Source organism: Bacillus sp. 103mf (genome assembly GCF_900116295.1).
Lineage (GTDB): Bacteria > Bacillota > Bacilli > Bacillales > Bacillaceae_G > Bacillus_A > Bacillus_A bruguierae.
The window spans coordinates 450,985-475,850 of record NZ_FPAF01000001.1 but is presented as its reverse complement, the minus strand read 5'-3'; the positions used below and the strand labels follow the sequence as shown (position 1 = coordinate 475,850).

The window sequence follows — 24,866 nt, the reverse complement described above, 5'->3', positions numbered from 1 at the left end:
AGAGAAGGAGCAAGGTGTCAATCATATAAGGAATACATAATTTCATCTTATTCTACAACTCCTTTATCTGATACGAAATATGTAGGTTGCTGAGCAGATGGAATATCTTTTTTATTTACTCCAATAAAAATAAGAGAAGAAGAGTAATTTCGTTTGTTCATAAAATAGTGAATAACCCGCTTTTTTGGTAGTAATACATTTCCTTGTGTAATACGAGCTAATTTTTCTAAAGCTTGTGTATATTGCTGAATGCCTTCATTTGTAGGCAGGTGAATGGGATTGTTCTCTGAAAGAATGCTAATAAATAATTCAAAGGGAATCTTTTTTTCTACTGCAGTTTGGCAAATAAATGCTGTATAAGAAATTAGGTCTTCCATATTTACATTCCAATCAGGTATTGCATCATAAGATAAGCAAAGACAAATACTCCAAGAATGATTGAGAACAGGTTGATATTGTTTTGCGTGTAGTTGTTGCATTTTTGCTGATGCTTTCCAATGAATAGAGCGAAAGGATTCTCGTTCATATGGTTTTATACCAATAATAGTAGATTCATCTTGATTAAAAGATAGAGTTGTTTTGTAAGTACCAGGTGTAGTTTGGAATACTTGTTGTAATCCTACAACTGATTTTAGTGATGGATAGACGAGAATTTCTGTTCGCAACTTATGGATTGAGAGTAAATGAATGTGAATAAGCTGAAAAGGATCAGCAATGATACATTCTAAATTCTCAATTTGAAAACAACCTCTTTTTGTAGTTTGAAATGAAAAATCCCATTGTTGTATGGAAGTAGCATTTTGTACAAAAGAGAAAGTAAATATTGTATTGGATACAGTTTCTACTTTTGAGTAGTTATAAAGAGACGAACTAGGATTGAATAGTATGTTTTCATTTACAAGAGGAAGCTTAGCTGTACGAAATGTAATTTTTCCATTCATAACGGGAAGTCTAGCATTGTTTTGCATCATGATGCTTAGTGTTCCGATTTCTTTAGGGAAGAGGCGGACAGTTTTTTTAGAATCTGTAACGTTTATATTCTTTTCTATATAGGAGACATACAAATGTAGAGAAACTGCTAGTAAATAATAGAAAAGAAAAAAGTATATAATCGTATTATTTTGGAATACAAAGAAAAATAAAAGGAAAATAGGAATGGTTAATTTGAGAATATAATGTTGCAGGAAAATAGGAACTACTTCGATATGTTGATTGTTCATATATAACCTCTTCTTGAATTTTATTTTAAACTTGTGAGGTGATTTACTATTTTGGTTATAAATATAACATATTTTCTGTTTATTTAGAATTCTTGGAGGTGACGGAGATACGTTTGGTAATCGATATTAAAGGTTGATAATCTATAAAAAAATTGAAAAAGGAAAGCCGCAATGATGTACACGCGGAAAGCGATTATTCACTAGAAATATGGTAAAAAATAACAGACTTCTTCGTAATTGAAAGAAGCCTGTTATTTTTTTGAAACATATACGCTTTTGAGTTCTAGTGAACATTTTTTTCACCCAAACAGAATAAACCAGTCTAGAATCCATTCTATTCTGTCGCATTTATTCACGTTATTTAGATTGTCTCCAAAACAGCGTCCCCTTTAAATTGAGGTAACCAGTCACCATGTGCTTCAATAAGATCATCGCATAATGAAACGATATCATCGATAGACAGTTCTGCCGCAGTATGTGGATCAAGCATTGCAGCTTGGTAAACGTGTTCTCTCTTACCTGTTATAGCTGCTTCAATGGTAAGAAGCTGGGTATTGATGTTAGTACGGTTCAGCGCCGCCAGCTGTTCAGGAAGTTCTCCTACATAACAAGGTGTAATTCCGCTCCGATCAACCAGGCACGGAACTTCAACCACGGCTTTTTCCGGAAGGTTACTAATTAAGCCTCCTGTATTCATTACATTTCCGTGGAGTCTAAATGGTTTATCAGTTTCAATTGCATCAATGATATAAGAAGCGTATTCATGTGTACGTTTATGCGTCAGATTTTTGTTGTTAACAAGGTCTTCACGCATTTTCACCCAGTCCTCAATTTGATTGATACAGCGGCGCGGGTATTCATCAAGCGGAATGTTCAACTTATCGATGAGTTCTGGATAATTCTTTTTGATGAAGTATGGATGATATTCGGCATTATGCTCGGACGATTCCGTTACGTAATAGCCGAAACGGTTCATCAGTTCCAAACGAACCATATCATCATGTTTTTCTTTTTGCTTTTCAGCCGCACGTCTCTTGATTTCCGGGTACAAGTCTTTCCCATCTCTTGTCACTTCTAAAAGCCAGGCCATATGATTGATTCCGGCAATTTTCCACTGGACATTTTCTTTATCCATTCCAAGCAAACGAAATAAGTACGGAACACAAACTTGGACGCTGTGGCACAATCCGACCGTTTTTACGCCGCCGTAACGAATCATAGCCGCCGTTAACGTCGCCATCGGGTTTGTATAGTTTAAAAACAAAGCATCCGGACAAACTTCACGGATATCTTTGGAAAAATCAAGCATTACCGGAATTGTTCGTAATGCGCGGAAAATGCCGCCAATGCCGATTGTATCTCCAATTGTCTGGCGAAGCCCGTACTTTTTCGGAATTTCGAAGTCGGTCACCGTACAAGGCTCATAGCCGCCGACCTGTATGGCATTAATGACGTATTTTGCTCCTCTTAACGCTTCTTTTCGGTCCGTATAAGTCTTGATGTGCACGTTGCTACCGGAGCTTTCCTTTAGATTTTGCAGTATGTTCTCAGAATCCTTTAAGCGTTGATGGTCAATATCAAACAGAGCAAACTCGAACCCTTGGATACTAGGCACTAACATGCAGTCACCAAGAACATTTTTGGCAAAAATCGTACTTCCAGCACCTAGAAATGTAATTTTTGACATTTATAAAACCTCCTAAATGAGAAGTGTTTAAAAGTGAACGCGATACATTCTTAGATAAGACAGATATATGTTTCTTTCCTTCTCAAAAATGGCTTTGTTTGAAAAATCTATGTAAACCAGAGAAGTTGAATTTAAGATCTCCACTTTATCCCAGAACGATAAGTTCTCTATTCGCATGTGTAATCACTTCATGCCCATTTTTCGTCACGACAATATCATCTTCAATTCTGCAACCGCCAAAGTTTGGGATATAAATGCCTGGTTCTACGGTTACAACCATTCCTTCTTGCAGCGTGTCTTTACTGTCTTTTGATAATCGAAGAGGTTCGTGAATTTCCAATCCAAGTCCATGACCTGTTGAATGACCGAAGTATTCACCGTAGCCATGTTCAGTAATGTAACTTCTTGTAATGTCATCGATTGTTTTTGCTGATTCACCCGGACGGATTGCTGCAGTGCCGCGTTTTAAAGCTTCGAGTACAACGTTGTATATCTTTACGAATTCTTCAGAACAACTGCCAATTGCAACAGTGCGCGTTAAATCAGAGCAATATCCGTTATAAAGTGCACCAAAATCTAATGTAACAATGTCCCCGTCTTCAATGATTTTACTTGTAGCTACCCCGTGCGGGAGAGAAGAGCGAGTACCGGACGCTACGATAATGTCAAACGATGAAGAAGAAGCTCCTTGTTTGCGCATGAAAAATTCTAATTCATCTCTTACATCGTGTTCGGATACGCCAGGTTTTAGGAAAGTTGTAATATGCCCAAAGGCATCATCTGCGATGCGAGCCGCAATTTTAATCATTTCGATTTCGGACTCTTCCTTTACGGTACGAATTGTCTCGATTATTTCATTTACATGAACAAGTTTGACATTTATATAATTTTGCAACGCTGTGTATTGTTTTAGCGTCATGTTATTTTCTTCTATACCTAGTTTTTTAATTTGTAATCTGTCTGCTTGAGCGGCAATTTCTTGTTCTATGTTCCCTTTGTGCATAATAATTTCTGCTTCATGTACTTGTGCTTTCGCTTGATCTGTATAACGGAAATCTGTAATAAATACTGCATTTGTAGGGGAGATTAAGACAACTCCAGCAGTACCTGTAAATCCAGTTGTATATCTGCGGTTTTCTTTTTTTGTAATAAGTAATCCGTCTATTCCATATTGATGTAGCTGTTCTTGTATTTTTTTAATTCTTGAATTCATTTTAATTCCTCCCTTTCATCCCCTTACATAAAGCAATAATAATGCCAACATTTTGTATAAGGGGAAAAGTTGTTTATGTAGCATGAATAGGGAGTAAAGTTCTGCTGAGAAAAGAGTTTCGTTAAATCTCTGTCAAATAATATAGACACACAAGGTGATTTTGTGTCTATATTATTTGACAAAAAAATGATTGTGTAAAAAATGAACGAAAAAGAGATGATTACCCTATTGTAATCATCTCTTTTTATCTTTAAGCCTTTAATTTCATCACCGTGTCTGCATCTGGCGTTACATATACTGTTTGTTGATTATCGTACGTCACAAACCCAAGCTTTGCTCCGCTCGGCTTTTTTACATGACGAATTTTCGTATAATCGACTGGAACTGAGCTCGATTCTTTTGCCTTACTAAAGTAAGCAGCGAGCTTTGCAGCTTCAAGTAATGTTTCGTCATTTGGCTCTAATGAGCGGATGACTACGTGTGATCCTGGAATGTCTTTCGTATGAAGCCAAATTTCATCACGGCGTGCAAGTTTATTCGTTAAATAATCGTTTTGTTTGTTATTTTTCCCGACTAAAATCTCTGTTCCATCACTTGCAATATATTTGTCTAATATAGGTTTTGTAGGTTTTTTCTTTACATTTTTCGCCTTGCGATTCCGCATATATCCTTCTTCAGCTAGTTCTTCGCGAATTTCCTCGATATCTTTAGAAGAAGCAGCTTCCATTTGTTGTAGTAAGCTGTCAAAGTAAAAGATTTCTTCGTTTGTTTTTTCAATTTGTTCTTCAACGATTGCGATAGAATTTTTTGCTTTTTGATATTTTTGGAAATAACGCTGTGCATTTTCTGATGGTGTGCGCAGCGGATCTAAAGTAATTTTTACAGTGCCGCTATTTTCATCATAGTAATTGATAACTTCAATTTCTTTGTCGCCTTTTTTCATTGCGTACATATTAGCTGTAAGCAATTCACCAAATAGTTGATATTTATCTGCTTTTCCCGCGTCTTCTAACGTTTTTTGCAGTTTAATTAATTTCTTTTCATTTTTTGCTTTTTCATTTTGCATAAACCGCTCTAAATCATGGGCCTGTTGCTTTACGCGGTCACGCTCTGCTTTTCCAAAGAAGAATCGATCTAGTAATTCACTGACAGATGAGAATGCTTTCTCTTCACCTTTTAAGTGTGAAAGTGGGAATAAATAAAAGAATTCTTTCCCATTTGCTACAATCATCGAAGGCGTATACTGATGTTGTAAGAGCGGTTTTTGTAGTGTGAAAAATGCTTCAGATAATGCATGCTCATTCACCATGCCAGCTTTTGCAACTACTTCTTTTGCAAATAATGGAGAGATTCCTATAAAAGCTCCTACAAGTTGTTTATCCATATTTCCTGATAAAAAGTCGAGCGGTCGAATAAATTCTTCTTGCGTTTCAATTTGCAAGGGATTGATTTTCTGTTGCGTTGGCGGTGCAATATATTCAGACCCGGCATATACAGTGCGGTGACGGTTTACCGATAAAGAAACGTGTTTTAAACTATCCAAAATTATATTTGTTTTGGAGTCTACTAAAATGATATTACTATGACGCCCCATGATTTCAATGATTAATGTTTTTAATGATTCATCACCAATTTCATTGCGGCTGCGAATTGTAATTCGAATCATCCGTTCTAAATCAATTTGTTCAATTTTTTCAATGAATCCACCTTCTAGATGTTTGCGAAGAAGCATGCAAAACATTGGCGGTAATGCAGGGGAGTCATAATTTTGTGTTGTTAGATGCATCCGTGCATATGTTGGGTGTGCGGAAAGAAGTAATTTTTGATTTTTTCCGTTTGCCCGAATATGTAATAAAATTTCATATTTTGACGGTTGATATATTTTGGAAATTCTTCCTGTTTGAAGAGAATTTGCAATTTCATGTGTGATTGCTCTTGTAAATAATCCATCGAATGCCATGTTAAACACTCCTTTCTCACTAAAAGTTAATTATAGCATTTTTTCGGACGAGGCTGAATAAGCTTTCATTAGAGCATGTCTGCAATCAGGAGGTAGATGGCGAGATGAATTGGTATGAACTGCGTGCACATGAAGTTGAAGAGCGAACGAATACAAATGTAAAAACAGGATTGACGGAGCAAGAGGTGGGAATTCGGCTGAAAAAACTAGGCCCAAACGAATTGCAAGAAGCAAAACGGCCTTCTGCACTTCTTGTGTTCTTGGCGCAATTTAAAGATTTTATGGTACTTGTTTTGTTTGGAGCAACGATTATTTCTGCTTTTTTAGGAGAATATGTTGATGCAATTGCGATTGTAGCAATTGTTATTATTAATGGCATTCTTGGTTTTTTTCAAGAGAGAAAAGCAGAAAAATCACTGGAAGCATTAAAAGAGCTTGCCGCCCCGCAAGTAACTGTACTTCGAAATGGGAAGTGGATGAAAATTCCTTCGAAAGGTCTTGTACTTGGAGATATTATTAAATTTTCAAGTGGAGATCGTATCGGTGCGGATGTACGTCTCATTGAAGCCTCAAGTCTATATATTGAAGAGTCAGCATTAACCGGAGAATCAGTGCCGGTCCAAAAGAAAATGGATGTTCTGCATGGTGCTGATATTTCAATTGGTGATCAAACAAATATGGCATTTATGGGAACGATGATTACGAGAGGATCTGGTATTGGAGTTGTTATTGGAACAGGGATGAATACAGCAATGGGACAAATTGCAAATATGCTGCAAAACGCACAGCAAAATGAAACACCATTGCAGAGAAGACTTGAGCAGCTTGGGAAAATTTTGATTATTGTTGCATTAATTTTAACGGCACTTGTTGTATTAGTTGGTGTTTATCAAGGAAATGAAATGTATCATATGTTTTTAGCGGGTGTTTCGCTTGCTGTTGCAGCGATTCCAGAAGGGCTGCCAGCCATTGTAACAGTAGCACTCTCACTTGGAGTTCAACGGATGATTAAGAAAAAAGCAATTGTAAGAAAGCTGCCTGCGGTTGAAACATTAGGGTGTGCATCTGTCATTTGTTCAGACAAAACAGGGACAATGACACAAAATAAAATGATGGTCACACACGTATGGTCGAGTGGTGAAACGTGGAATGTAACAGGGCAAGGCTATGAACCAAAAGGTGAATTTATGAAGGGTGATAAGAAAATAAATCCGACAGCGGCTCGCTCTTTATATCAGCTTCTCACATTTGGATGCTTATGTAATAACGCAAATATTGTCAAAAAGAAAAAAACATATGTATTAGACGGTGATCCGACAGAAGGTGCACTCGTTGCAGCAGCAATGAAGGCTGGTATTTCAAGAGAAGGGGTAAAGGATCAATTTGAGGTCATTCACGAATTTCCGTTTGATTCAACGAGGAAAATGATGAGTGTAATCGTTCGTGACAAGGCAGGGAAAAAATTTGTGGTAACAAAGGGAGCACCTGATGTTTTATTACAAATGAGTCAGACCATTTTATGGGGAAATAAACAGCAGCCATTAACAGAATTGTATCGAAATGAAGTACAAACGGCGATTCATCATTTAGGAAGTCAAGCACTTCGTACAATTGCAATTGCTTTTAAACCATTAAAAACAACGGATCACCTGCAAAATGAACAAGAAGCGGAACAAGATTTAATGTTTATTGGATTGCAAGGAATGATTGATCCGCCAAGACCGGAAGTGAAGCAAGCGGTACAAGAATGTAAAGATGCGGGTATTAAAACAATTATGATTACAGGAGACCATAAAGTAACAGCGATGGCAATCGCTGAGCAGCTTGGGATTTTGTCACATGGTGGTCGCGTTGTAGAAGGAATCGAACTTGCAAACATGTCGATTGAAGAATTGGAAGATATTGTTGATGAAACATATGTCTTTGCACGTGTTTCTCCGGAACATAAATTGAAAATTGTGAAGGCGTTGCAAAATAAAGATCATATTGTGGCAATGACCGGTGATGGCGTGAACGATGCGCCTGCTATAAAAGCAGCTGATATTGGTGTGGCGATGGGGATTACTGGAACAGACGTTGCGAAAGAAGCATCATCTCTTGTGTTATTAGATGACAATTTTGCAACTATAAAAGCAGCAATTAAAGAAGGAAGAAATATTTACGAAAACATTCGTAAATTTATTCGTTATTTATTAGCGTCTAATGTAGGGGAAATTTTAGTTATGCTATTTGCAATGATATTAGCATTGCCTCTGCCGCTCGTACCCATTCAAATATTATGGGTGAATTTAGTAACAGATGGTTTGCCGGCCATGGCGCTCGGACTTGATGCAGCAGAAGGTGATGTGATGCGAAGAAAACCGCGCCATCCAAAAGAAGGGGTCTTTGCGAGAGGGCTTGCATGGAAAATTGTGAGCCGTGGTTTTTTAATTGGTGCGATGACACTCTTAGCATTCATTATTGCATACAATCAACATCCGAATGAATTAAAGTATGCGCAAACAGTTGCGTTTGCAACACTTGTTTTAGCTCAGCTTATTCATGTGTTTGATTGCCGTAGTGAACATTCTGTCTTTCACCGTAACCCATTTGGAAATATGTATTTAGTAGGAGCAGTAATTATTTCGATTTTACTCATGCTAGTAGTGATATATTATCCGCCGTTGCAACCGATTTTTAGTACGATGCCAATTCAAGCGAGAGATTGGCTCTTGGTTGTTGGGCTCTCTTCTATTCCGACATTTTTATTAGTAGGATCTTTACTAACTGGGAAGTCTGAAAAAAAGAAACCAATTGTATATAAAAGAGGTGTAAACTTGAAATAGTAAATGAGATAAAAGTGTGCTATAATTTTAAAAGGTAGTAGAGTAGAATCTCTATTACCTTTTTCATTGAGGAAGATCATGGCTTGGATGTGATAAAATGATTTCGAGTATGACAGGTTTTGGACGCGCAAAAGTAGAAAGTGATGCGTTTCAAATTACAGTAGAAATGAAGTCGGTCAACCATCGTTTTTTAGAGATGAATATTCGTCTTCCGAAGCAAATGATGGTGTTCGAGGATAAAATCCGCAAATTAATTGCAGAACAAGTAGGCCGCGGACGTATTGAAGTATCGATTATTGTTGAAGGACAAGGACTCATTGAACGGAAATTACGCGTGGATTGGTCCCTTTTAGAGCAATATAAGCTCATTATGGAAGAAGCGAAGGGGAAATTTCAATTACAGGATTCGATTACATTACAGCAGCTTATTGCTATGCCGGAAGTGACAGCAATTGAAGAAGTTGAAAATGTAAATGAAGCGTTTGAACATAGTTTGTATGAAGCGGTTTGCTGTGCAGCTAGTATGTTAAAAACGATGCGTGATGGTGAAGGGGAACGACTGCATAAAGATTTGGAGCATCGTTTACAAGGAATTTACGCGTGTGTGCGTGCCATTGTCCCATATGCGCCGTCAGTTATTCAAAAATATCGTGAGCGCTTAGAAAACCGTTTGAAAGAATTACATAATCAAGAATTAGAAGAACAACGATTACTTACAGAGATAGCGGTATTTGCAGACCGCTGTGATATTCATGAAGAATTAGTTCGTTTGCAAAGTCATTTAGAACAATTTCAAGAGGCGCTGCAAAGTCAAGAGCCAGTTGGAAGAAAGTTGGATTTCATCGTACAAGAAATGCATCGTGAAATTAATACAATTGGTTCAAAAGCAAATGACTTAACAATTTCAAAATATGTTGTTGAAATGAAAAATAATCTTGAAAAAATTCGTGAACAAGTACAAAATATTGAGTAGCTGTCAATTGTATATGAAGTTATACGAGAGGGAGAAATCGGATAGACTTACTAGGAGGCGCAAATTATGGCCATGCGGTTTTTAAATATTGGATATGGAAATATCGTATCAGCACATCGAATTATTTCCATTGTAAGTCCGGAATCAGCACCGATTAAAAGGTTAGTGCAGGAAGCTCGTGAACAAAATGTGCTGCTTGATGCTACCTATGGTCGAAAAACACGAGCAGTGATTGTTATGGATGATGGGCATATTGTATTAAGCCCAATACAACCGGAAACAATTGCACATCGGTTAAACAATAAAGAAGATTTAAGTGACGAAGGGTAGGTTTAACATATATATGAGAAGTAGAAGAGGGTTGCTCATTGTTCTTTCAGGGCCTTCTGGTGTTGGAAAAGGAACAGTTCGAAAGGAATTGTTCAGTAAAGAAGATACAAATTTACAATATTCTATTTCTGTAACAACGCGTAAACCGCGTGAAGGAGAAGTAGATGGTGTTGATTATTTCTTTAAAACGAGAGAAGTGTTTGAAGAGATGATTCGTAACAATAAACTGCTTGAATGGGCGGAGTTTGTTGGAAACTATTACGGAACACCAATTGATTATGTAGAGCAAACATTGCAGCAAGGGAAAGACGTTTTCTTAGAAATTGAAGTGCAAGGTGCAATTCAAGTAAAGAAAGCTTTTCCAGAAGGGGTATTTATCTTTTTAGCTCCTCCGAGTTTATCGGAACTAAAAAACCGCATTGTGGGCCGTGGTACAGAAACAGAAGAAGTAATTCAAAATCGTTTAACAGTAGCAAAAGAAGAAATCGAAATGATGGATGCTTATGACTACGTAGTAGAAAACGATGAAGTAGAACTTGCTTGCGAACGTATTAATGCAATTGTGGTAGGTGAACATTGTCGCCGTGAGCGAGTAGCAAAATATTATAAAGAAATGACGGAGGAAATGTAATATGTTAAACCCATCTATTGATTCATTGTTACAAAAAATTGATTCTAAATATACGCTAGTAACAGTAGCTGCAAAACGTGCTCGTGAAATGCAAGAGCATAACGATTGCAGTGTTGAACAACCAGTATCGCATAAATTTGTAGGAAAAGCGTTAGAAGAAATTAATGCGCAATTATTAAACTACGAACCAAGTGAAGATAACAACCATAAATAAAGCTTTTTTTTTCGACAAATAGAGGCATAGATACTATACTTTTCTATGTAACAGTAACAACCTATTTACAAGTAGGTTGTTATTTTTTTACGATATAGATAAGTGAAAAAACCAACATAAAAGCTTTCTTATTAGATGGGCGAGAGCATCTGGCCATGCATAGAAGCGGTCAGGGCCTTTTCCTACCACATGCGAGGTTTTAAAACAAAGGGAGAAAGCAAGTGGCGGTCATGTTGTAGTCTGCATAGCAGAGATCTATATGTCGAAAAATCAAAATGGATTCATATAGGACTAAGTTTCATAAAAGAAAGAGGACGAGGCTTATGCTAAATGGAAAAAAAATACTTTTATGTGTCACAGGTGGCATTGCTGTATTTAAAGCAGCTGCGCTCACAAGTAAATTAACACAGGCAGGTGCGCTTGTGAAAGTGATGATGAGTGAATCGGCAATGAAGTTTGTTACACCGCTTACGTTTCAAGCGCTTTCTCGCCATGATGTATACACAGATACATTTGATGAAAAAGATTCAGCAGTTATTGCTCATATTGATTTAGCAGACTGGGCTGATATTGTTCTTGTTGCACCGGCGACAGCAAACATTATTGGTAAATTTGCAAATGGTCTTGCCGATGATATGGTTTCAACGACGCTTCTTGCAACAACGGCTCCAGTGTGGATTGCACCTGCGATGAATGTTCATATGTACGAAAATCCAGTTGTCCAAAAAAACATGCAAACGTTAAAACAGTTAGGTTATACATTTATTGAGCCTGGAGAGGGCTTTTTGGCTTGCGGATATGTTGCCAAAGGCCGATTAGAAGAACCAGAAAATATTGTGTCAATGTTAGAAATGCATTTTTCACAAGAGAAGCCGCTTCAAGGCAAACGAATATTGGTGACAGCAGGTCCGACACGTGAAAAAATTGATCCAGTTCGTTTTATGACGAATTTTTCTTCTGGGAAAATGGGATATGCACTTGCGGAAGTTGCGGCAAGTCTTGGTGCAGAAGTCATTCTTATTTCTGGTCCAACGGCGCTAACGCCCCCTGCGAATGTAACGACAATACAAGTACAATCTGCACAAGATATGTTAGAGGAAGTTTTACATCATTATGCCAATATGAATGTTGTAATCAAAACAGCAGCAGTAGCGGATTACCGTCCAAAGTTTGTATACGATGAGAAGATGAAAAAGAAAAGCGGCGATACAGTTATTGAATTAGAAAGAACGACAGATATTTTGAAAACATTAGGTGAGAAAAAGGAACATCAATTACTCATTGGTTTTGCAGCAGAAACAACAAACGTTGAAGAGTATGCAACGAAAAAATTACGCGAGAAAAATGCTGATATGATTGTTGCCAATGATGTAAAAGCAGAAGGTGCAGGGTTTGGTACAGATACAAATATTGTGACGATGTATAAACGAAATAGCGCCGTGATTGAATTGCCGCTGCTAACAAAGCAAGAAGTAGCGAGAGAAATTTTACTACAAGTTGAAAAAATGCTGGAAGAGGATCCTGCATGAAATTTGCAAGTGTAATTGTCGATGTTCCAGCAAGGCAAACGGATAGGCCATTCGATTATATTATTCCTAAACGTTGGGAAGATCTTGTTCAAACGGGTATGCGAGTCGTTGTTCCATTTGGACCGCGAAAATTACAAGGATTTGTCATCGGGATAAAAGATACAGTAGATGTAGATGTAAATAAGTTAAAAACATTGCATGAATTGTTAGATGTTACACCTGTGTTAAATGAGGAATTGTTGCAACTTGGAAGTTGGCTTACAGAAGAAACGCTTTGTTTCACAATTTCAGCATTCCAAGTTATGTTGCCAACAGCAATTAAAGCGACATATAAAAAACAGCTACGTCTTTATAGACCGGAAGACGTAGCGGCCAATGTGAAATTGCTTTTTCAAGGAAAAGAAAGCATCGATTGGAATGTGCTTGATGAACAACCACAGATGTACCGTGCAGTGCAAACAGAAATTGCAAAAGGGAATGTAGAAGTTGTTTATGAAGTAAAGGATAAGGCGCAAAAGAAAAAACAAAAAATGATTCAACCTGTTTTGCCTCATGAAGAATTAGAGGAAACGGCCTTTCATCTAAAGAGTAAAAAGCAGCAAGATGTATTGTATTATTTCATGGAACACTATCAGTCCGTACCGTTAAAAGTAGTAATGGAAGAATTGCAAATGACTGATGCTCCCATTAAATCTCTTGTGAAAAAAGGTTTGTTAGCTGAAAAATATGTGGAAGTATACCGGAATCCGTATGATGATGATGCTTTTGAGCGTACAAAACCATTCCCGCTTACAGAAGAGCAACGACAGGTGATTACACCGATCTTAACTTCTATTACAGAAGAGCAGCATGAGACGTTTTTACTGTACGGTGTCACAGGAAGCGGAAAAACAGAAGTTTATTTACAGTCAATTGAAGAAGTGCTTAGAAAAGGGAAAGAAGCCATTGTACTTGTACCTGAAATTTCGTTAACGCCGCAAATGGTGGATCGTTTTAAAGGGCGTTTTGGCTCGCAAGTTGCAGTTCTTCATAGTGCATTGTCTGTTGGGGAAAAATATGATGAATGGCGTAAAATCTTACGGAAAGAAGTTAAAGTAGTTGTAGGGGCGCGTTCAGCAATTTTTGCACCATTTGAGAATTTAGGAATTATTATTATTGATGAAGAACATGAATCGAGTTACAAACAAGAGGACAATCCACGCTACCACGCACGTTCTGTTGCAATTCGGCGGGGAGAATATCACAATTGTTCTGTTGTATTAGGAAGTGCTACACCTACACTAGAATCGTTTGCTCGTGCCCAAAAAGGTGTATATACACTTCTTACGATGACAAAACGGATGAATGAACAGGATTTGCCGGCAGTTGAGATTATTGATATGAGAGAAGAGCTTCGTGATGGCAATCGTTCTATGTTTTCTCAGCTTCTTCATGAGAAGATAGCGGATCGATTAGAGAAAAAAGAACAAATGGTGCTTTTTTTAAATCGAAGAGGACATTCGACATTTGTTATGTGCCGTGATTGCGGATATGTCGTGCAATGCCCGCACTGTGATATTTCACTTACATATCACAGAATGAATAACCGCTTGAAATGTCATTATTGTAGTTATGAGGAAAATTTGCCGAATGCTTGTCCTGCTTGTAATAGTACCTATATCCGCTTCTTTGGAACAGGAACACAAAAGGTTGAAGAGGAAATTACAAAATTGTTTCCAGAAGCACGCGTTATTCGAATGGATGTGGATACGACAAGTCGTAAAGGGATGCATGAAAAGCTTCTGAAGTCATTTGGGGCAGGCGAGGCAGATATTTTACTTGGAACGCAAATGATTGCGAAAGGTCTTGATTTTCCAAATGTGACGCTTGTAGGTGTATTGACAGCAGATACAATGCTGCATTTGCCGGATTTCCGGGCAAGTGAAAAAACATATCAACTTTTAACACAAGTAAGCGGCCGAGCTGGACGTCATGAACTTCCAGGAGAAGTAGTGATTCAAACGTATACGCCTGAACACTATAGTATAGAATTAGCAAAACAGCAGAAGTATGATATATTTTTTGAACGTGAGATGTATATGAGGAAAATGCGGCAATATCCACCATATTATTACGTTGCATTAGTTACAGTATCTCATCCGGAATTGTTAAAAGCAGTGCAGGTAACAGAGAAAATTGTTGGTTTTTTAAGACAACATTGTTCACAGCAAACGATGATCTTAGGTCCGGTTGCTTCGGCAATTCCTCGTATAAAAGATAGATATCGCTACCAATGCATGATAAAATACAAACGGGAACCAAACTTAAAGTACGTGCTTAAAATGGTAAATGAACATTATCAAGCAGAAATGCAAAAAGACTTGCAAATCTCAATTGATTTTAATCCAACTATGTTGATGTAGTAGAACTGAATTTAGACGGAAATGGATAAAATAAAGTGGAACATTTACAAGTAGGGAGATTAATTATTAGTAAGGAGTGCCCTCATTGATGGGAGTTTCACTTTATTTTAATCTGATTGTATGTTGAAAAGGAGAGCAGTATGGCAACATTAGAAATAGTAAAACATCCAAATGAAGTATTAGAAACGCCGTGTGAACGTGTTATAAATTTTGATAAAAAGTTAGTGAAGCTTTTAAAAGATATGCACGAAACAATGTTAATTGCGGATGGTGTTGGATTAGCAGCGCCTCAAGTTGGTGTAAGTCTGCAAGTTGCTGTTGTAGACATTGATGATGATAACGGGAAAATTGAATTAATTAATCCTGTTATTTTAGAACAACGTGGTGAACAAGTAGGTCCCGAAGGCTGCTTAAGTTTTCCGGGGCTTTTTGGTGATGTAACACGTGCTGAGTATATTAAAGTACGTGCCCAAAATCGCCGCGGGAAAGTGTTTTTATTAGAAGCAGACGGCTTTTTGGCCCGTGCAATCCAACATGAAATCGATCATTTACATGGTGTGTTATTTACATCTAAAGTAACGCGATATTATGAGGAAAATGAATTAGAAGAGATGTAAAAGGAGAGTTTTTTAAATGGTGAAAGTTGTATTTATGGGAACACCGGACTTTTCAGTGCCGGTGCTTCGTCGTCTTATTGAAGATGGATATGATGTGATTGGTGTTGTGACACAGCCCGATCGTCCGGTAGGTAGAAAAAAGGTGTTAACCCCAACGCCTGTGAAGGTTGAAGCAGAAAAACATGGTATTCCGGTGTTACAACCGTTAAAGATTCGTGAAAAAGAGGAATATGAACAGGTGTTGGCATTAGAGCCGGACTTGATTGTGACAGCTGCATTTGGACAAATCGTACCAAATGAAATTTTAGAAGCGCCGAAATATGGATGTATTAATGTTCATGCTTCGTTACTTCCAGAACTTCGCGGCGGTGCACCTATTCATTATTCTATTATGCAAGGAAAAGAAAAAACAGGCATTACAATCATGTATATGGTTGAAAAATTAGATGCTGGTGATATTTTAACGCAAGTAGAAGTGGAAATTACAGAACGTGAAACAACCGGCTCGTTATTTGATAAATTAAGCGTAGCTGGAGCTCATTTATTATCTGAAACAGTTCCGCTTTTAATACAAGGAAAGTTAGAACCAATTAAACAGAATGAGGAAGAAGCAACATTTGCTTATAATATTAAACGTGAGCAGGAAAAGATTGATTGGACGAAAACAGGAGAAGAGATCTACAATCATATTCGGGGATTAAATCCTTGGCCAGTTGCTTATACGACATTAGCAGGACAAGTTGTAAAAGTATGGTGGGGAGAAAAAGTTCCTGTAACAGAGAAAGCTGAAGCGGGAACAGTTGTTGCAATTGAAGAGGATGGTTTCGTTGTGGCAACAGGAAATGAAACGGCAATTAAAATTACTGAGTTGCAACCGTCTGGTAAAAAACGTATGGATTGTTCACAATTTTTACGTGGAACAAAACCTGAAATGGGTACGAAGTTAGGAGAAGACGCATGAAACAAAATGTTCGTGAATTAGCTCTTGACGGTTTAGTGCAAGTTGAAAAAAGCGGCGCATATAGCAACTTGCTTTTAAATAACCTTATTGAAAAAAGTAGCATTGATAAAAAAGATGTTGGATTGTTAACTGAAATTGTATATGGAACAATCCAAAGACGTGATACACTTGATTATTATTTACAGCCGTTTTTACGAAAAAAGATTGAACTATGGGTAAAAGTATTGCTTCGTCTCTCTTTATATCAAATGTTGTATTTAGATCGTGTTCCAGAGCGGGCAGCCATTCATGAAGCAGTTGAAATTGCGAAGCGTCGTAGTCATAAAGGAATCGCCGGACTTGTGAATGGAGTACTTCGTTCGATTCAGCGTGAAGGTGTTCCATCGCTAGATGAGATTAAAAGTCCAGAAAAGCGCCTTGCTATTGCAACTAGTCATCCAGAATGGCTTGTAAAAGAGTGGATAGAAGCGTACGGAATTGAAACAGCAAGGCAAATGTGTGAAGTAAACTTACTCCCGCCAGTTCCGACAGCCAGGGTTAACGTAGCAAAAGCGTCTGTAGAAGCGGCGCTCAAAATGTTAGAAACAGAAGGGATTCAGGTAAAGCGTGGCGATTTATCGGAAGATGCGATTCAAATTGAAAAAGGGAATGTAGCTCATACAGAAGCATTTCAAGAAGGAGTGTTATCTATTCAAGATGAAAGTTCTATGCTTGTAGCTCGTGCGCTTGATCCAGAAGCAGGAGAGATAATTCTTGATAGCTGCGCTGCTCCTGGTGGGAAAACGACGCATATTGCTGAACGTTTGGGAGGAACGGGAAAAGTTATCTCTCTTGATTTACACCCACATAAAGTGCGTTTAATTCAGCAGCAAGCAAAGCGCCTTCAACTAGAGAATGTAGAAGCAAAAGCACTTGATGCACGGAAAGTGCAAGAGCATTTTGAACAAGAGAGCTTTGATAAAGTATTAGTAGATGCCCCGTGTTCTGGATTTGGGGTAATTCGCCGTAAACCAGATATTAAAATGGGAAAACAAAAAGAAGATAGTGAAAGACTTGCCAATATTCAACTATCCATTTTAGAAAAGGTAGCGCCTTTGTTGAAAAAGGGAGGGCGCCTTGTTTATAGTACGTGTACAATTGAGAAAGTAGAAAATGAACAAGTAATAGAGCAGTTTTTACAATCACATCCTGAATTTGAATGGGATACAACGGTGAAAGAACGACTGCCAAAAGCTGTGCATCCGTATGTAGTAGAAGGTGGATTGCAAATTTTGCCGCATTACTTTGCAACGGATGGATTTTATATTGCTTGTTTAAGAAAGAAGGTGTAGCATCATGGAAACAACTGTGAAAAAACAAAAAAAAGAATTAGAAGAAAAAAAACCATCTATTTACTCCTTGCAGCTTCATGATATGGAACAATGGTTAAAAGAACAAGGAGAACCTAAATTCCGTGCCGGTCAAGTTTTTGATTGGCTATACAAAAAAAGAGTAACAACTTTTGAGGATATGTCAAACCTTTCTAAAGGATTGCGTGAAAAATTGTCGAATTCCTTTGATATTACAACTTTAAAAACATTAGTAAAACAAACGTCTTCAGATGGAACGATTAAATTTTTATTTCAACTGCATGATGGCTATTCTATTGAAACAGTATTAATGCGCCATGAATACGGAAATTCAATTTGTGTGACAACACAAGTTGGCTGCCGAATTGGCTGTACGTTTTGTGCATCAACACTTGGCGGTTTAAAACGTAATTTAGAAGCTGGTGAGATTGTTGCACAAGTTGTCGAAGTACAACGTGAGTTAGACGCTACAGATGAGCGTGTCAGCTCTCTTGTCGTGATGGGAATTGGAGAACCATTTGATAATTATGATAGTTTAATGGCGTTTTTACGCATCGTGAATCATGAAAAAGGACTTCACATTGGAGCGCGTCATATGACGGTATCAACAAGTGGGATTATCCCGAAAATTTATAAGTTTGCGGAAGAAAACATACAAATTAATTTTGCGGTTTCTTTACATGCTCCAAATACAGAGCTGCGTTCAAAATTAATGCCAATTAACCGAGCGTACAAGCTGCCAGATTTAATGGAAGCTATTAAATATTATACTGAAAAAACAGGGCGCCGTGTTACGTTTGAATATGGCTTATTTGGAGGAGAAAATGACCAAGTCGAACATGCTGTAGAATTAGCTCAGCTGTTAAAAGGTGTAAAATGTCATGTTAACTTAATTCCAGTTAACTACGTACCAGAACGCGATTATGTGAGAACGCCGCGTGAACAAATTTTCTTGTTTGAAAAAACATTAAAAGATCGTGGTGTTAACGTAACAATTCGTCGTGAACAAGGTCATGATATTGATGCAGCCTGCGGTCAATTGCGTGCAAAGGAGCGCAAAGAAGAGACGAGGTGAGATAATGAAAACCGTGTTTCTATCTGATAAAGGGAAGGTTCGTCAACATAATGAAGATAGTGCAGGAGTATTTCATAATTTAGATGGAGAGGTTTTAGCTGTTGTAGCAGATGGAATGGGAGGTCATCGAGCGGGCGATGTTGCTAGCTCGATGGCAATCCAATTGTTCCATGACTATTGGAAACAAACGTATAATATGGATACGCCTAAAAAAGCAGAACAATGGTTACATAATCATGCTCAAATTATTAATGAACGAGTATATAAATATTCTGGAGAACATCCAGAATGTAGTGGAATGGGGACAACAATCGTTGCTGCTATATGTACGGATACTTTTGTTACGATTGGTCATATTGGAGATAGTCGCTGTTATATGTTATCAGATGATTATATGTCACTTGTTACAGAAGATCATTCCCTTGTAAATGAACTCGTTCGGCATGGAGAAATTTCAAAAGAAGATGCTGAATATCATCCTAGAAAAAATGTTTTACTTAGGGCACTTGGTACGGAAGAAACCGTTATATTAGATGTGAAAACCTTAGTATTAGAAGAGGGAGATCAACTGTTACTCTGTTCGGATGGGTTATCTAATAAAGTTGCAATGAGTAATATGCAAGAGATTTTAAAATCTGATGAGCCTCTGCAAGCAAAAAGTGAGCAGCTTGTGCAGCTTGCAAATGATTTTGGAGGGGAAGACAATATTACTCTTGTCATTATTGATTATGCGGACTCGGCGAACGAAAGTAGGTGAATGACAACGTGATGATTGGAAGACGCCTAAATGACCGTTACAAGCTACTAAAAATGATTGGCGGCGGGGGAATGGCCAATGTATATTTGGCACATGATGACATACTCGATCGTGATGTAGCTGTAAAAATGCTGCGGCTTGACTATTCAAATAATGAAGAATTTATTAAGCGTTTCCATCGAGAAGCACAGTCGGTTACAACGTTATCGCATCCAAATATTGTGAATATGTATGATGTTGGAGAAGAAGATGGAATCTATTATCTTGTTATGGAATATGTACCAGGTCAAACGTTAAAACAATACATACAACAGCGAGGTCTTCTTCCTGTAGAAGAAGCAATTAATATTATGGAACAATTAACTGCTGCGATGGCTCATGCGCATCATTTTGAAATTGTCCACCGTGATATTAAGCCTCATAACATTTTAATTCGAAATGATGGTGTTGTGAAGGTTACAGACTTTGGGATTGCAACTGCGACAAGTGCAACTACTATAACACACACAAATTCTGTGCTTGGTTCTGTTCATTATTTATCTCCTGAACAGGCAAGAGGTGGTGTTGCAAATAAGCAATCAGACATTTATTCGCTTGGGATTGTAATGTTTGAATTATTAACTGGAAGGCCGCCGTTTTCTGGAGAATCTGCTGTTTCTATTGCGCTTAAACATTTACAAAATGAAACACCATCTCCCAAAAGGTGGAATCCTGATATTCCGCAAAGTGTAGAAAATATTATTTTAAAAGCAACAGCGAAAGATCCGTTTCATCGTTATCAGTCTGTAAATGCAATGAAACGTGATATTGAAACTGCATTATATCCAGAACGAATAAATGAACAACCTTTCTATATACCAGAAGATATGGAAGCAACAAAAGCGATTCCTATCATTCAGCAGGAACAGTTAATAAGTGCAAATACTGAAGAAACAATTGTTTTACCTGGAAAGTCGAAAGAAGAAAAGCAGCAGGACGAACCAGAAGAACAAAAGAAGAAAAAAAGCAATCGTTGGCTTAAAATTTTGTTAACGACGTTCCTATTTTTAGTTGTTTGTGGAATATTGGCAGTGACGGTGATTCCAGGTTTCTTTATTCCAAAGGAAGTTAAAGTGCCAGATGTGTCTGGAATGACATATGAAAAAGCAGTGAATATACTTGGGAATAAAGGATTTGAATTGACATCATCACCGCAAGTTATATATACGAATGAAGTGGAAGAAGGTAAGGTTATTAAAACAAGTCCAGCGGCAGGACGAGTTGTACGAGCAAATACAAAAATTACGATTTTCAAATCAGGTGGAAAGCAAAAGAAAAAAATGCTTAATTTAATAGGGAAAGATTATGAAAAGATTAAAGATGAATTGACTCCATATAAAGGGGTTATTCCTTATTATATTGAAAGTGACAAGCCGCAAGGTGAAATTGTGGAACAAAGTCCAGAAGCAGGGCAATCTATTGTAGAAGAAGAGCAAGAGGTAAAGGCTTGGATTAGTAAAGGACCAAAACAAATACGACTCGTTGATTTTTCTGGTTGGACAGAAAGTAGTGTGAATAGCTATTTAAACGAGAAAAAGCTAGTGCCAGAAATAAAGAGAGAGTATTCCGATACAGTGGAGAAGGGGCTTGTTATTTCCCAATCACCAAAGCCAGACACGAACTTAAAAGAAGGGGCAAAAGTAACAATTACTGTCTCTGAAGGACAAAAAGAAAAACCAACAAAAATTGTAAAAGTTGACAATATTCCGATTCAGTATCAAGGACCAGCAACTGGAGAGAAAACACCACAAAAAATTGAAATATATAAAGAAGATATGCAAAATACTATGGATAAACCGTTTGAAACGAGAACGATAACAGAGTCAACGACAGTCTCTCTTGACTTTATTATTCAAGAAGGAAAAAAAGGGCGTTACAAAATTGTTCGTGACGGAACGACCTTAATTGAAAAAGAAGTTTTGTATCCAACGCAATAAAGTGAAACTCCTATTAAAAATAATGATAAATGGTGAGTTGAACGAATCTCGTTCTAAGGTCTATTATGAATAGCTATTTTTATGTCTTTTAGGACAAGATAAATAAAGGAGAGAATGTATGCCAGAAGGGAAAATTATAAAAGCTTTAAGTGGGTTCTACTATGTGCAGCATGAAGAAGGGATCACGCAGTGCCGAGGGCGTGGTGTATTTCGTAAGCATAAGATTACACCGCTTGTTGGTGATCAAGTTGTATTTCAAGCTGATAATCCGAGTGAAGGATATGTTCTAGAGATATTAGAACGAAAAAATGAACTCGTGCGTCCGCCGATTGCGAATATTGATCAAGCACTTCTTGTGTTTTCAGCCGTAGAACCAGAATTCAATCCATTGCTATTAGATCGGTTTTTAGTTTTAATTGAGTTTCATAACATTAAGCCAATTATTTGTATTAGTAAGATGGACTTAATAGATATGAAAACACGTGAAAAGATTGAGGCATATGCGAAGGATTACATGGAAATTGGATATGACGTTATATTCACTTCAACGACAACATCAGAAAGTATAGAAGTGTTAAAGCCGTTTTTAGAAGGATGTGTTTCCGTTGTAGCAGGTCAATCTGGTGTAGGCAAATCTTCGCTTTTAAATGTGTTACGTCCAGATTTAGCACTAAAAACGAGTGGGATTTCAGCTCATTTAGGACGAGGTAAGCATACGACAAGACATGTGGAATTAATTGAAGTAGGAAGTGGGCTTGTGGCGGATACACCTGGATTTAGTTCACTCGATTTCATCGATATAGAAGTAGAAGATCTCACATATTGTTTTCCAGAGTTGAAAGAACAGAGTCAATACTGTAAATTTAGAGGTTGTACACATCTTTCTGAACCGAAGTGTGCGGTGAAAGAAGCGGTAGAAGAAGGGAATATTACAAGCTATCGTTATGAGCACTATGTGCAATTTATTGAAGAAATTAGAGAGAGAAAGCCGAGGTATTAATTATGATTAAAATTGCACCATCGATTTTATCAGCAGATTTTTCAAGATTGGGAGAAGAAATTAAAGATGTAGAAAAAGGCGGAGCAGATTACATACATGTCGATGTAATGGACGGACATTTTGTTCCAAACATTACAATTGGACCGTTAATTGTGGAAGCTATTCGCCCGATTACCTCTTTACCATTAGATGTTCATCTTATGATTGAAAATCCGGATCAGTATATTGAGACTTTTGCGAAAGCAGGCGCTGACATTATTACGGTACATGTAGAAGCTTGCCCGCACTTACATCGTACAATTCAATTAATTAAATCACAAGGCATTAAAGCGGGTGTTGTTTTAAATCCACATACACCGGTTTCTATGATTGAACACGTATTAGAAGATGTAGACATGGTGCTATTTATGACGGTAAATCCAGGATTTGGCGGACAAAAGTTCATTCATTCTGTATTGCCGAAAATTAAACAAGTTGCTGATGTGATTCGTGAACGTAATTTGCAAGTAGAGATTGAAGTTGATGGCGGCGTGAATGTAGAAACAGCAAAATTATGTGTAGAAGCAGGAGCGAATGTTCTCGTTGCTGGATCTGCAGTATATAATGAAAAAGATCGCGGAGCAGCAATTGCTGCGATTCGCGGATAAAAAGGAAGCAGTAGATAGGAATATTGTTTAAAAGAAAAAGGTAATCTAGCTATTAGCAGATTGCCTTTTTTCTATAGGAGGAGAGAGAACGTGATTATTCATATTTTAGCTGGGGGTCCAGTAGAGTGCTGGGCAGATTTTTCTAAATATGAGAGTGAAGAGGTTGTATGGGCAGCTGTTGATCGCGGAGTATACCATTTGTTGCAGTTTGGAATCATGCCAGAAGTAGCGTTTGGTGATTATGATTCTGTTACAAAAGAGGAACTAGTATGGATGCAAAAGCAGAAACATGATCTGCATATTGTACCGAAAGAAAAGGATCAAACCGATTTAGAGATTGCGATTAACTGGGCTTTAAAGCAACAACCAGAACAAATTCGTATTTTTGGTGCAACAGGTGGAAGGCTGGATCATAGTTTAGCAAACATTCAAATGTTAATAAAAGGTTTACAATCCAATATCAATATAAGTATTGTAGATTATAAAAATGAAATTTCAGTTAGGGAATCCGGTACATATACAATTGAAAAAAATTCATCATTTCCTTACATATCCTTTGTTCCAATGACAGAAATAGTGACGGGAATTACACTTCGTGGTTTTAAATATCCCCTTAATGATAAAACGATAAAATGGGGATCGACACTTTGTATTAGTAATGAACTCGTTGCGGAAAAAGGTACTTTTTCATTTACCTCTGGCATATTAATGGTGATAAGAAGCACTGATTGAAGGAATACTTTTGTTGCGGCGTCTATAGTAAACAAGTGGAGTAATGGGATTAGGAGGGAAACCATGAGATTTTATACAATTAAGTTACCGAAATTTCTTGGTGGAATTGTTCGCGCGGTATTGAATACCTTTAAAAAAGGATAAAAAGCACCTATTACCGGTGCTTTTTTCATGAGCATAATAAAAAAAGAGCCAACAGGCTCTCTTTTTTATTATTAAACACGTTCGATTTTGCCAGATTTTAATGCTCTAGCAGAAACGTAAACACGTTGAACTTTACCGTTAATGCGTACGCGAACTTTTTGAAGGTTAGCGCCCCATTTACGTTTTGTAGCGTTCATTGCGTGAGAACGAGAGTTACCAGAACGAGCTTTTCTTCCAGTAATAGCACAAACACGAGCCATCTATATTTCCCTCCCTTAACTACCGTAACCTACGTAATTTTCAATGTTAGTCTTTTATGCGATGCTAAAAACACTACTATAATTTAACACAACTAAAAAGAGAATGCAACAGTGTATAAAAAAGAAATCAAGAAAAATTACTTGACACTATATGTAAGGAATTAAAAGTTGAAATCAAGAAAAATTACTTGACATATTGTAGTAGTATATGTTGTATAATAACAATGGACTATTTTGCTCACCATAAAAAATGCTATTTTTTATATAAATGTGAGAGCGAAAAGAAAGAACGATGGAATTTTCTTTAAAAAGATTATATGATAGTAAATAAAGTAGTCTAGCTCACTTTCACCATTTCAGAAGG

At 37.4% G+C, this 24,866-nt stretch carries 22 protein-coding genes; 17 read left to right on the top strand and 5 right to left on the bottom strand.

Annotation, left to right across the window (positions count from 1 at the left end; genetic code table 11):
• Window positions 1-47: 47 nt before the first annotated feature.
• The 4 genes from BM350_RS02280 to BM350_RS02265 all read right to left on the bottom strand — a co-directional run bounded on the left by BM350_RS02280 (window position 48) and on the right by BM350_RS02265 (window position 6,080).
• Window positions 48-1,220, bottom strand: a complete 1,173-nt coding sequence (locus BM350_RS02280; protein ID WP_090912671.1) for a DUF58 domain-containing protein — start codon at window positions 1,218-1,220, stop codon at window positions 48-50.
• Between the two features lie 361 nt (window positions 1,221-1,581).
• Window positions 1,582-2,907, bottom strand: coding sequence for an alpha-glucosidase/alpha-galactosidase (locus tag BM350_RS02275; RefSeq protein WP_090912673.1), 1,326 nt, complete (start codon window positions 2,905-2,907; stop codon window positions 1,582-1,584).
• 145 nt (window positions 2,908-3,052) lie between these two features.
• Entirely contained in the window at window positions 3,053-4,120 is a 1,068-nt protein-coding gene (locus tag BM350_RS02270; RefSeq protein WP_090912676.1) for a M24 family metallopeptidase, read from the bottom strand.
• Between the two features lie 250 nt (window positions 4,121-4,370).
• The gene (locus BM350_RS02265) at window positions 4,371-6,080 is read right to left on the bottom strand and encodes an Rqc2 family fibronectin-binding protein (RefSeq protein WP_090912677.1); all 1,710 of its coding nucleotides are present in this window, start codon (window positions 6,078-6,080) and stop codon (window positions 4,371-4,373) included.
• A gap of 104 nt (window positions 6,081-6,184) precedes the next feature.
• Between BM350_RS02265 and BM350_RS02260 the strand changes: the two genes are divergently transcribed.
• The 17 genes from BM350_RS02260 (at window position 6,185) to spoVM (ending at window position 24,242) form a co-directional block, all read left to right on the top strand.
• Window positions 6,185-8,905, top strand: a complete 2,721-nt coding sequence (locus BM350_RS02260) for a calcium-translocating P-type ATPase, SERCA-type (RefSeq protein WP_090912678.1) — start codon at window positions 6,185-6,187, stop codon at window positions 8,903-8,905.
• A gap of 97 nt (window positions 8,906-9,002) precedes the next feature.
• On the top strand, window positions 9,003-9,878 hold the full coding sequence (locus BM350_RS02255) for a YicC/YloC family endoribonuclease (RefSeq protein WP_090912680.1): 876 nt from the start codon (window positions 9,003-9,005) through the stop codon (window positions 9,876-9,878).
• Between the two features lie 66 nt (window positions 9,879-9,944).
• Window positions 9,945-10,208 (top strand): extracellular matrix/biofilm regulator RemA, encoded by a 264-nt coding sequence (locus BM350_RS02250; protein ID WP_020059206.1) that lies wholly within the window; start codon window positions 9,945-9,947, stop codon window positions 10,206-10,208.
• A 13-nt stretch (window positions 10,209-10,221) separates the two neighbouring features.
• A complete protein-coding gene (gene gmk / locus BM350_RS02245; RefSeq protein WP_090912682.1) occupies window positions 10,222-10,839 on the top strand; it encodes a guanylate kinase in 618 nt (205 codons plus the stop codon).
• A gap of 1 nt (window position 10,840) precedes the next feature.
• Window positions 10,841-11,053 carry a DNA-directed RNA polymerase subunit omega gene (rpoZ, locus tag BM350_RS02240; protein WP_090912684.1) on the top strand — a complete coding sequence of 71 codons (213 nt, stop codon included), beginning with the start codon at window positions 10,841-10,843 and terminating at the stop codon, window positions 11,051-11,053.
• Between the two features lie 323 nt (window positions 11,054-11,376).
• Entirely contained in the window at window positions 11,377-12,582 is a 1,206-nt protein-coding gene (gene coaBC, locus BM350_RS02235; protein WP_090912686.1) for a bifunctional phosphopantothenoylcysteine decarboxylase/phosphopantothenate--cysteine ligase CoaBC, read from the top strand.
• On the top strand, window positions 12,579-14,984 hold the full coding sequence (priA, locus tag BM350_RS02230; protein ID WP_090912688.1) for a primosomal protein N': 2,406 nt from the start codon (window positions 12,579-12,581) through the stop codon (window positions 14,982-14,984). The genes coaBC and priA overlap by 4 nt, the downstream gene beginning before the upstream one ends.
• Before the next feature lie 140 nt (window positions 14,985-15,124).
• Complete coding sequence (gene def / locus BM350_RS02225) at window positions 15,125-15,601, top strand: peptide deformylase (protein WP_090912690.1); 477 nt, start codon at window positions 15,125-15,127, stop codon at window positions 15,599-15,601.
• A gap of 16 nt (window positions 15,602-15,617) precedes the next feature.
• Window positions 15,618-16,562 carry a methionyl-tRNA formyltransferase gene (gene fmt, locus BM350_RS02220; RefSeq protein WP_090912692.1) on the top strand — a complete coding sequence of 315 codons (945 nt, stop codon included), beginning with the start codon at window positions 15,618-15,620 and terminating at the stop codon, window positions 16,560-16,562.
• Window positions 16,559-17,893: a 16S rRNA (cytosine(967)-C(5))-methyltransferase RsmB gene (gene rsmB / locus BM350_RS02215; protein WP_090912694.1), complete on the top strand. Its 1,335-nt coding sequence runs from the start codon at window positions 16,559-16,561 to the stop codon at window positions 17,891-17,893. Before fmt ends, rsmB begins: the two co-directional genes overlap by 4 nt.
• A 4-nt stretch (window positions 17,894-17,897) precedes the next feature.
• On the top strand, window positions 17,898-18,986 hold the full coding sequence (gene rlmN, locus BM350_RS02210) for a dual-specificity RNA methyltransferase RlmN (RefSeq protein WP_090912696.1): 1,089 nt from the start codon (window positions 17,898-17,900) through the stop codon (window positions 18,984-18,986).
• 4 nt (window positions 18,987-18,990) lie between these two features.
• Window positions 18,991-19,743: a Stp1/IreP family PP2C-type Ser/Thr phosphatase gene (locus BM350_RS02205; RefSeq protein ID WP_090912699.1), complete on the top strand. Its 753-nt coding sequence runs from the start codon at window positions 18,991-18,993 to the stop codon at window positions 19,741-19,743.
• An 8-nt stretch (window positions 19,744-19,751) separates the two neighbouring features.
• Window positions 19,752-21,719 (top strand): Stk1 family PASTA domain-containing Ser/Thr kinase, encoded by a 1,968-nt coding sequence (pknB, locus tag BM350_RS02200; protein ID WP_090912701.1) that lies wholly within the window; start codon window positions 19,752-19,754, stop codon window positions 21,717-21,719.
• A 118-nt stretch (window positions 21,720-21,837) separates the two neighbouring features.
• Entirely contained in the window at window positions 21,838-22,719 is an 882-nt protein-coding gene (rsgA, locus tag BM350_RS02195) for a ribosome small subunit-dependent GTPase A (protein ID WP_090912704.1), read from the top strand.
• Between the two features lie 2 nt (window positions 22,720-22,721).
• Entirely contained in the window at window positions 22,722-23,366 is a 645-nt protein-coding gene (gene rpe, locus BM350_RS02190; RefSeq protein WP_090912706.1) for a ribulose-phosphate 3-epimerase, read from the top strand.
• A gap of 90 nt (window positions 23,367-23,456) precedes the next feature.
• Window positions 23,457-24,098 carry a thiamine diphosphokinase gene (locus BM350_RS02185; protein ID WP_090912708.1) on the top strand — a complete coding sequence of 214 codons (642 nt, stop codon included), beginning with the start codon at window positions 23,457-23,459 and terminating at the stop codon, window positions 24,096-24,098.
• A gap of 63 nt (window positions 24,099-24,161) precedes the next feature.
• The gene (spoVM, locus tag BM350_RS02180) at window positions 24,162-24,242 is read left to right on the top strand and encodes a stage V sporulation protein SpoVM (RefSeq protein WP_020059192.1); all 81 of its coding nucleotides are present in this window, start codon (window positions 24,162-24,164) and stop codon (window positions 24,240-24,242) included.
• A gap of 71 nt (window positions 24,243-24,313) precedes the next feature.
• On the opposite strand, the gene rpmB is transcribed toward spoVM, so the two are convergent.
• Window positions 24,314-24,502: a 50S ribosomal protein L28 gene (gene rpmB, locus BM350_RS02175; protein ID WP_012094952.1), complete on the bottom strand. Its 189-nt coding sequence runs from the start codon at window positions 24,500-24,502 to the stop codon at window positions 24,314-24,316.
• Between the last annotated feature and the right edge of the window lie 364 nt (window positions 24,503-24,866).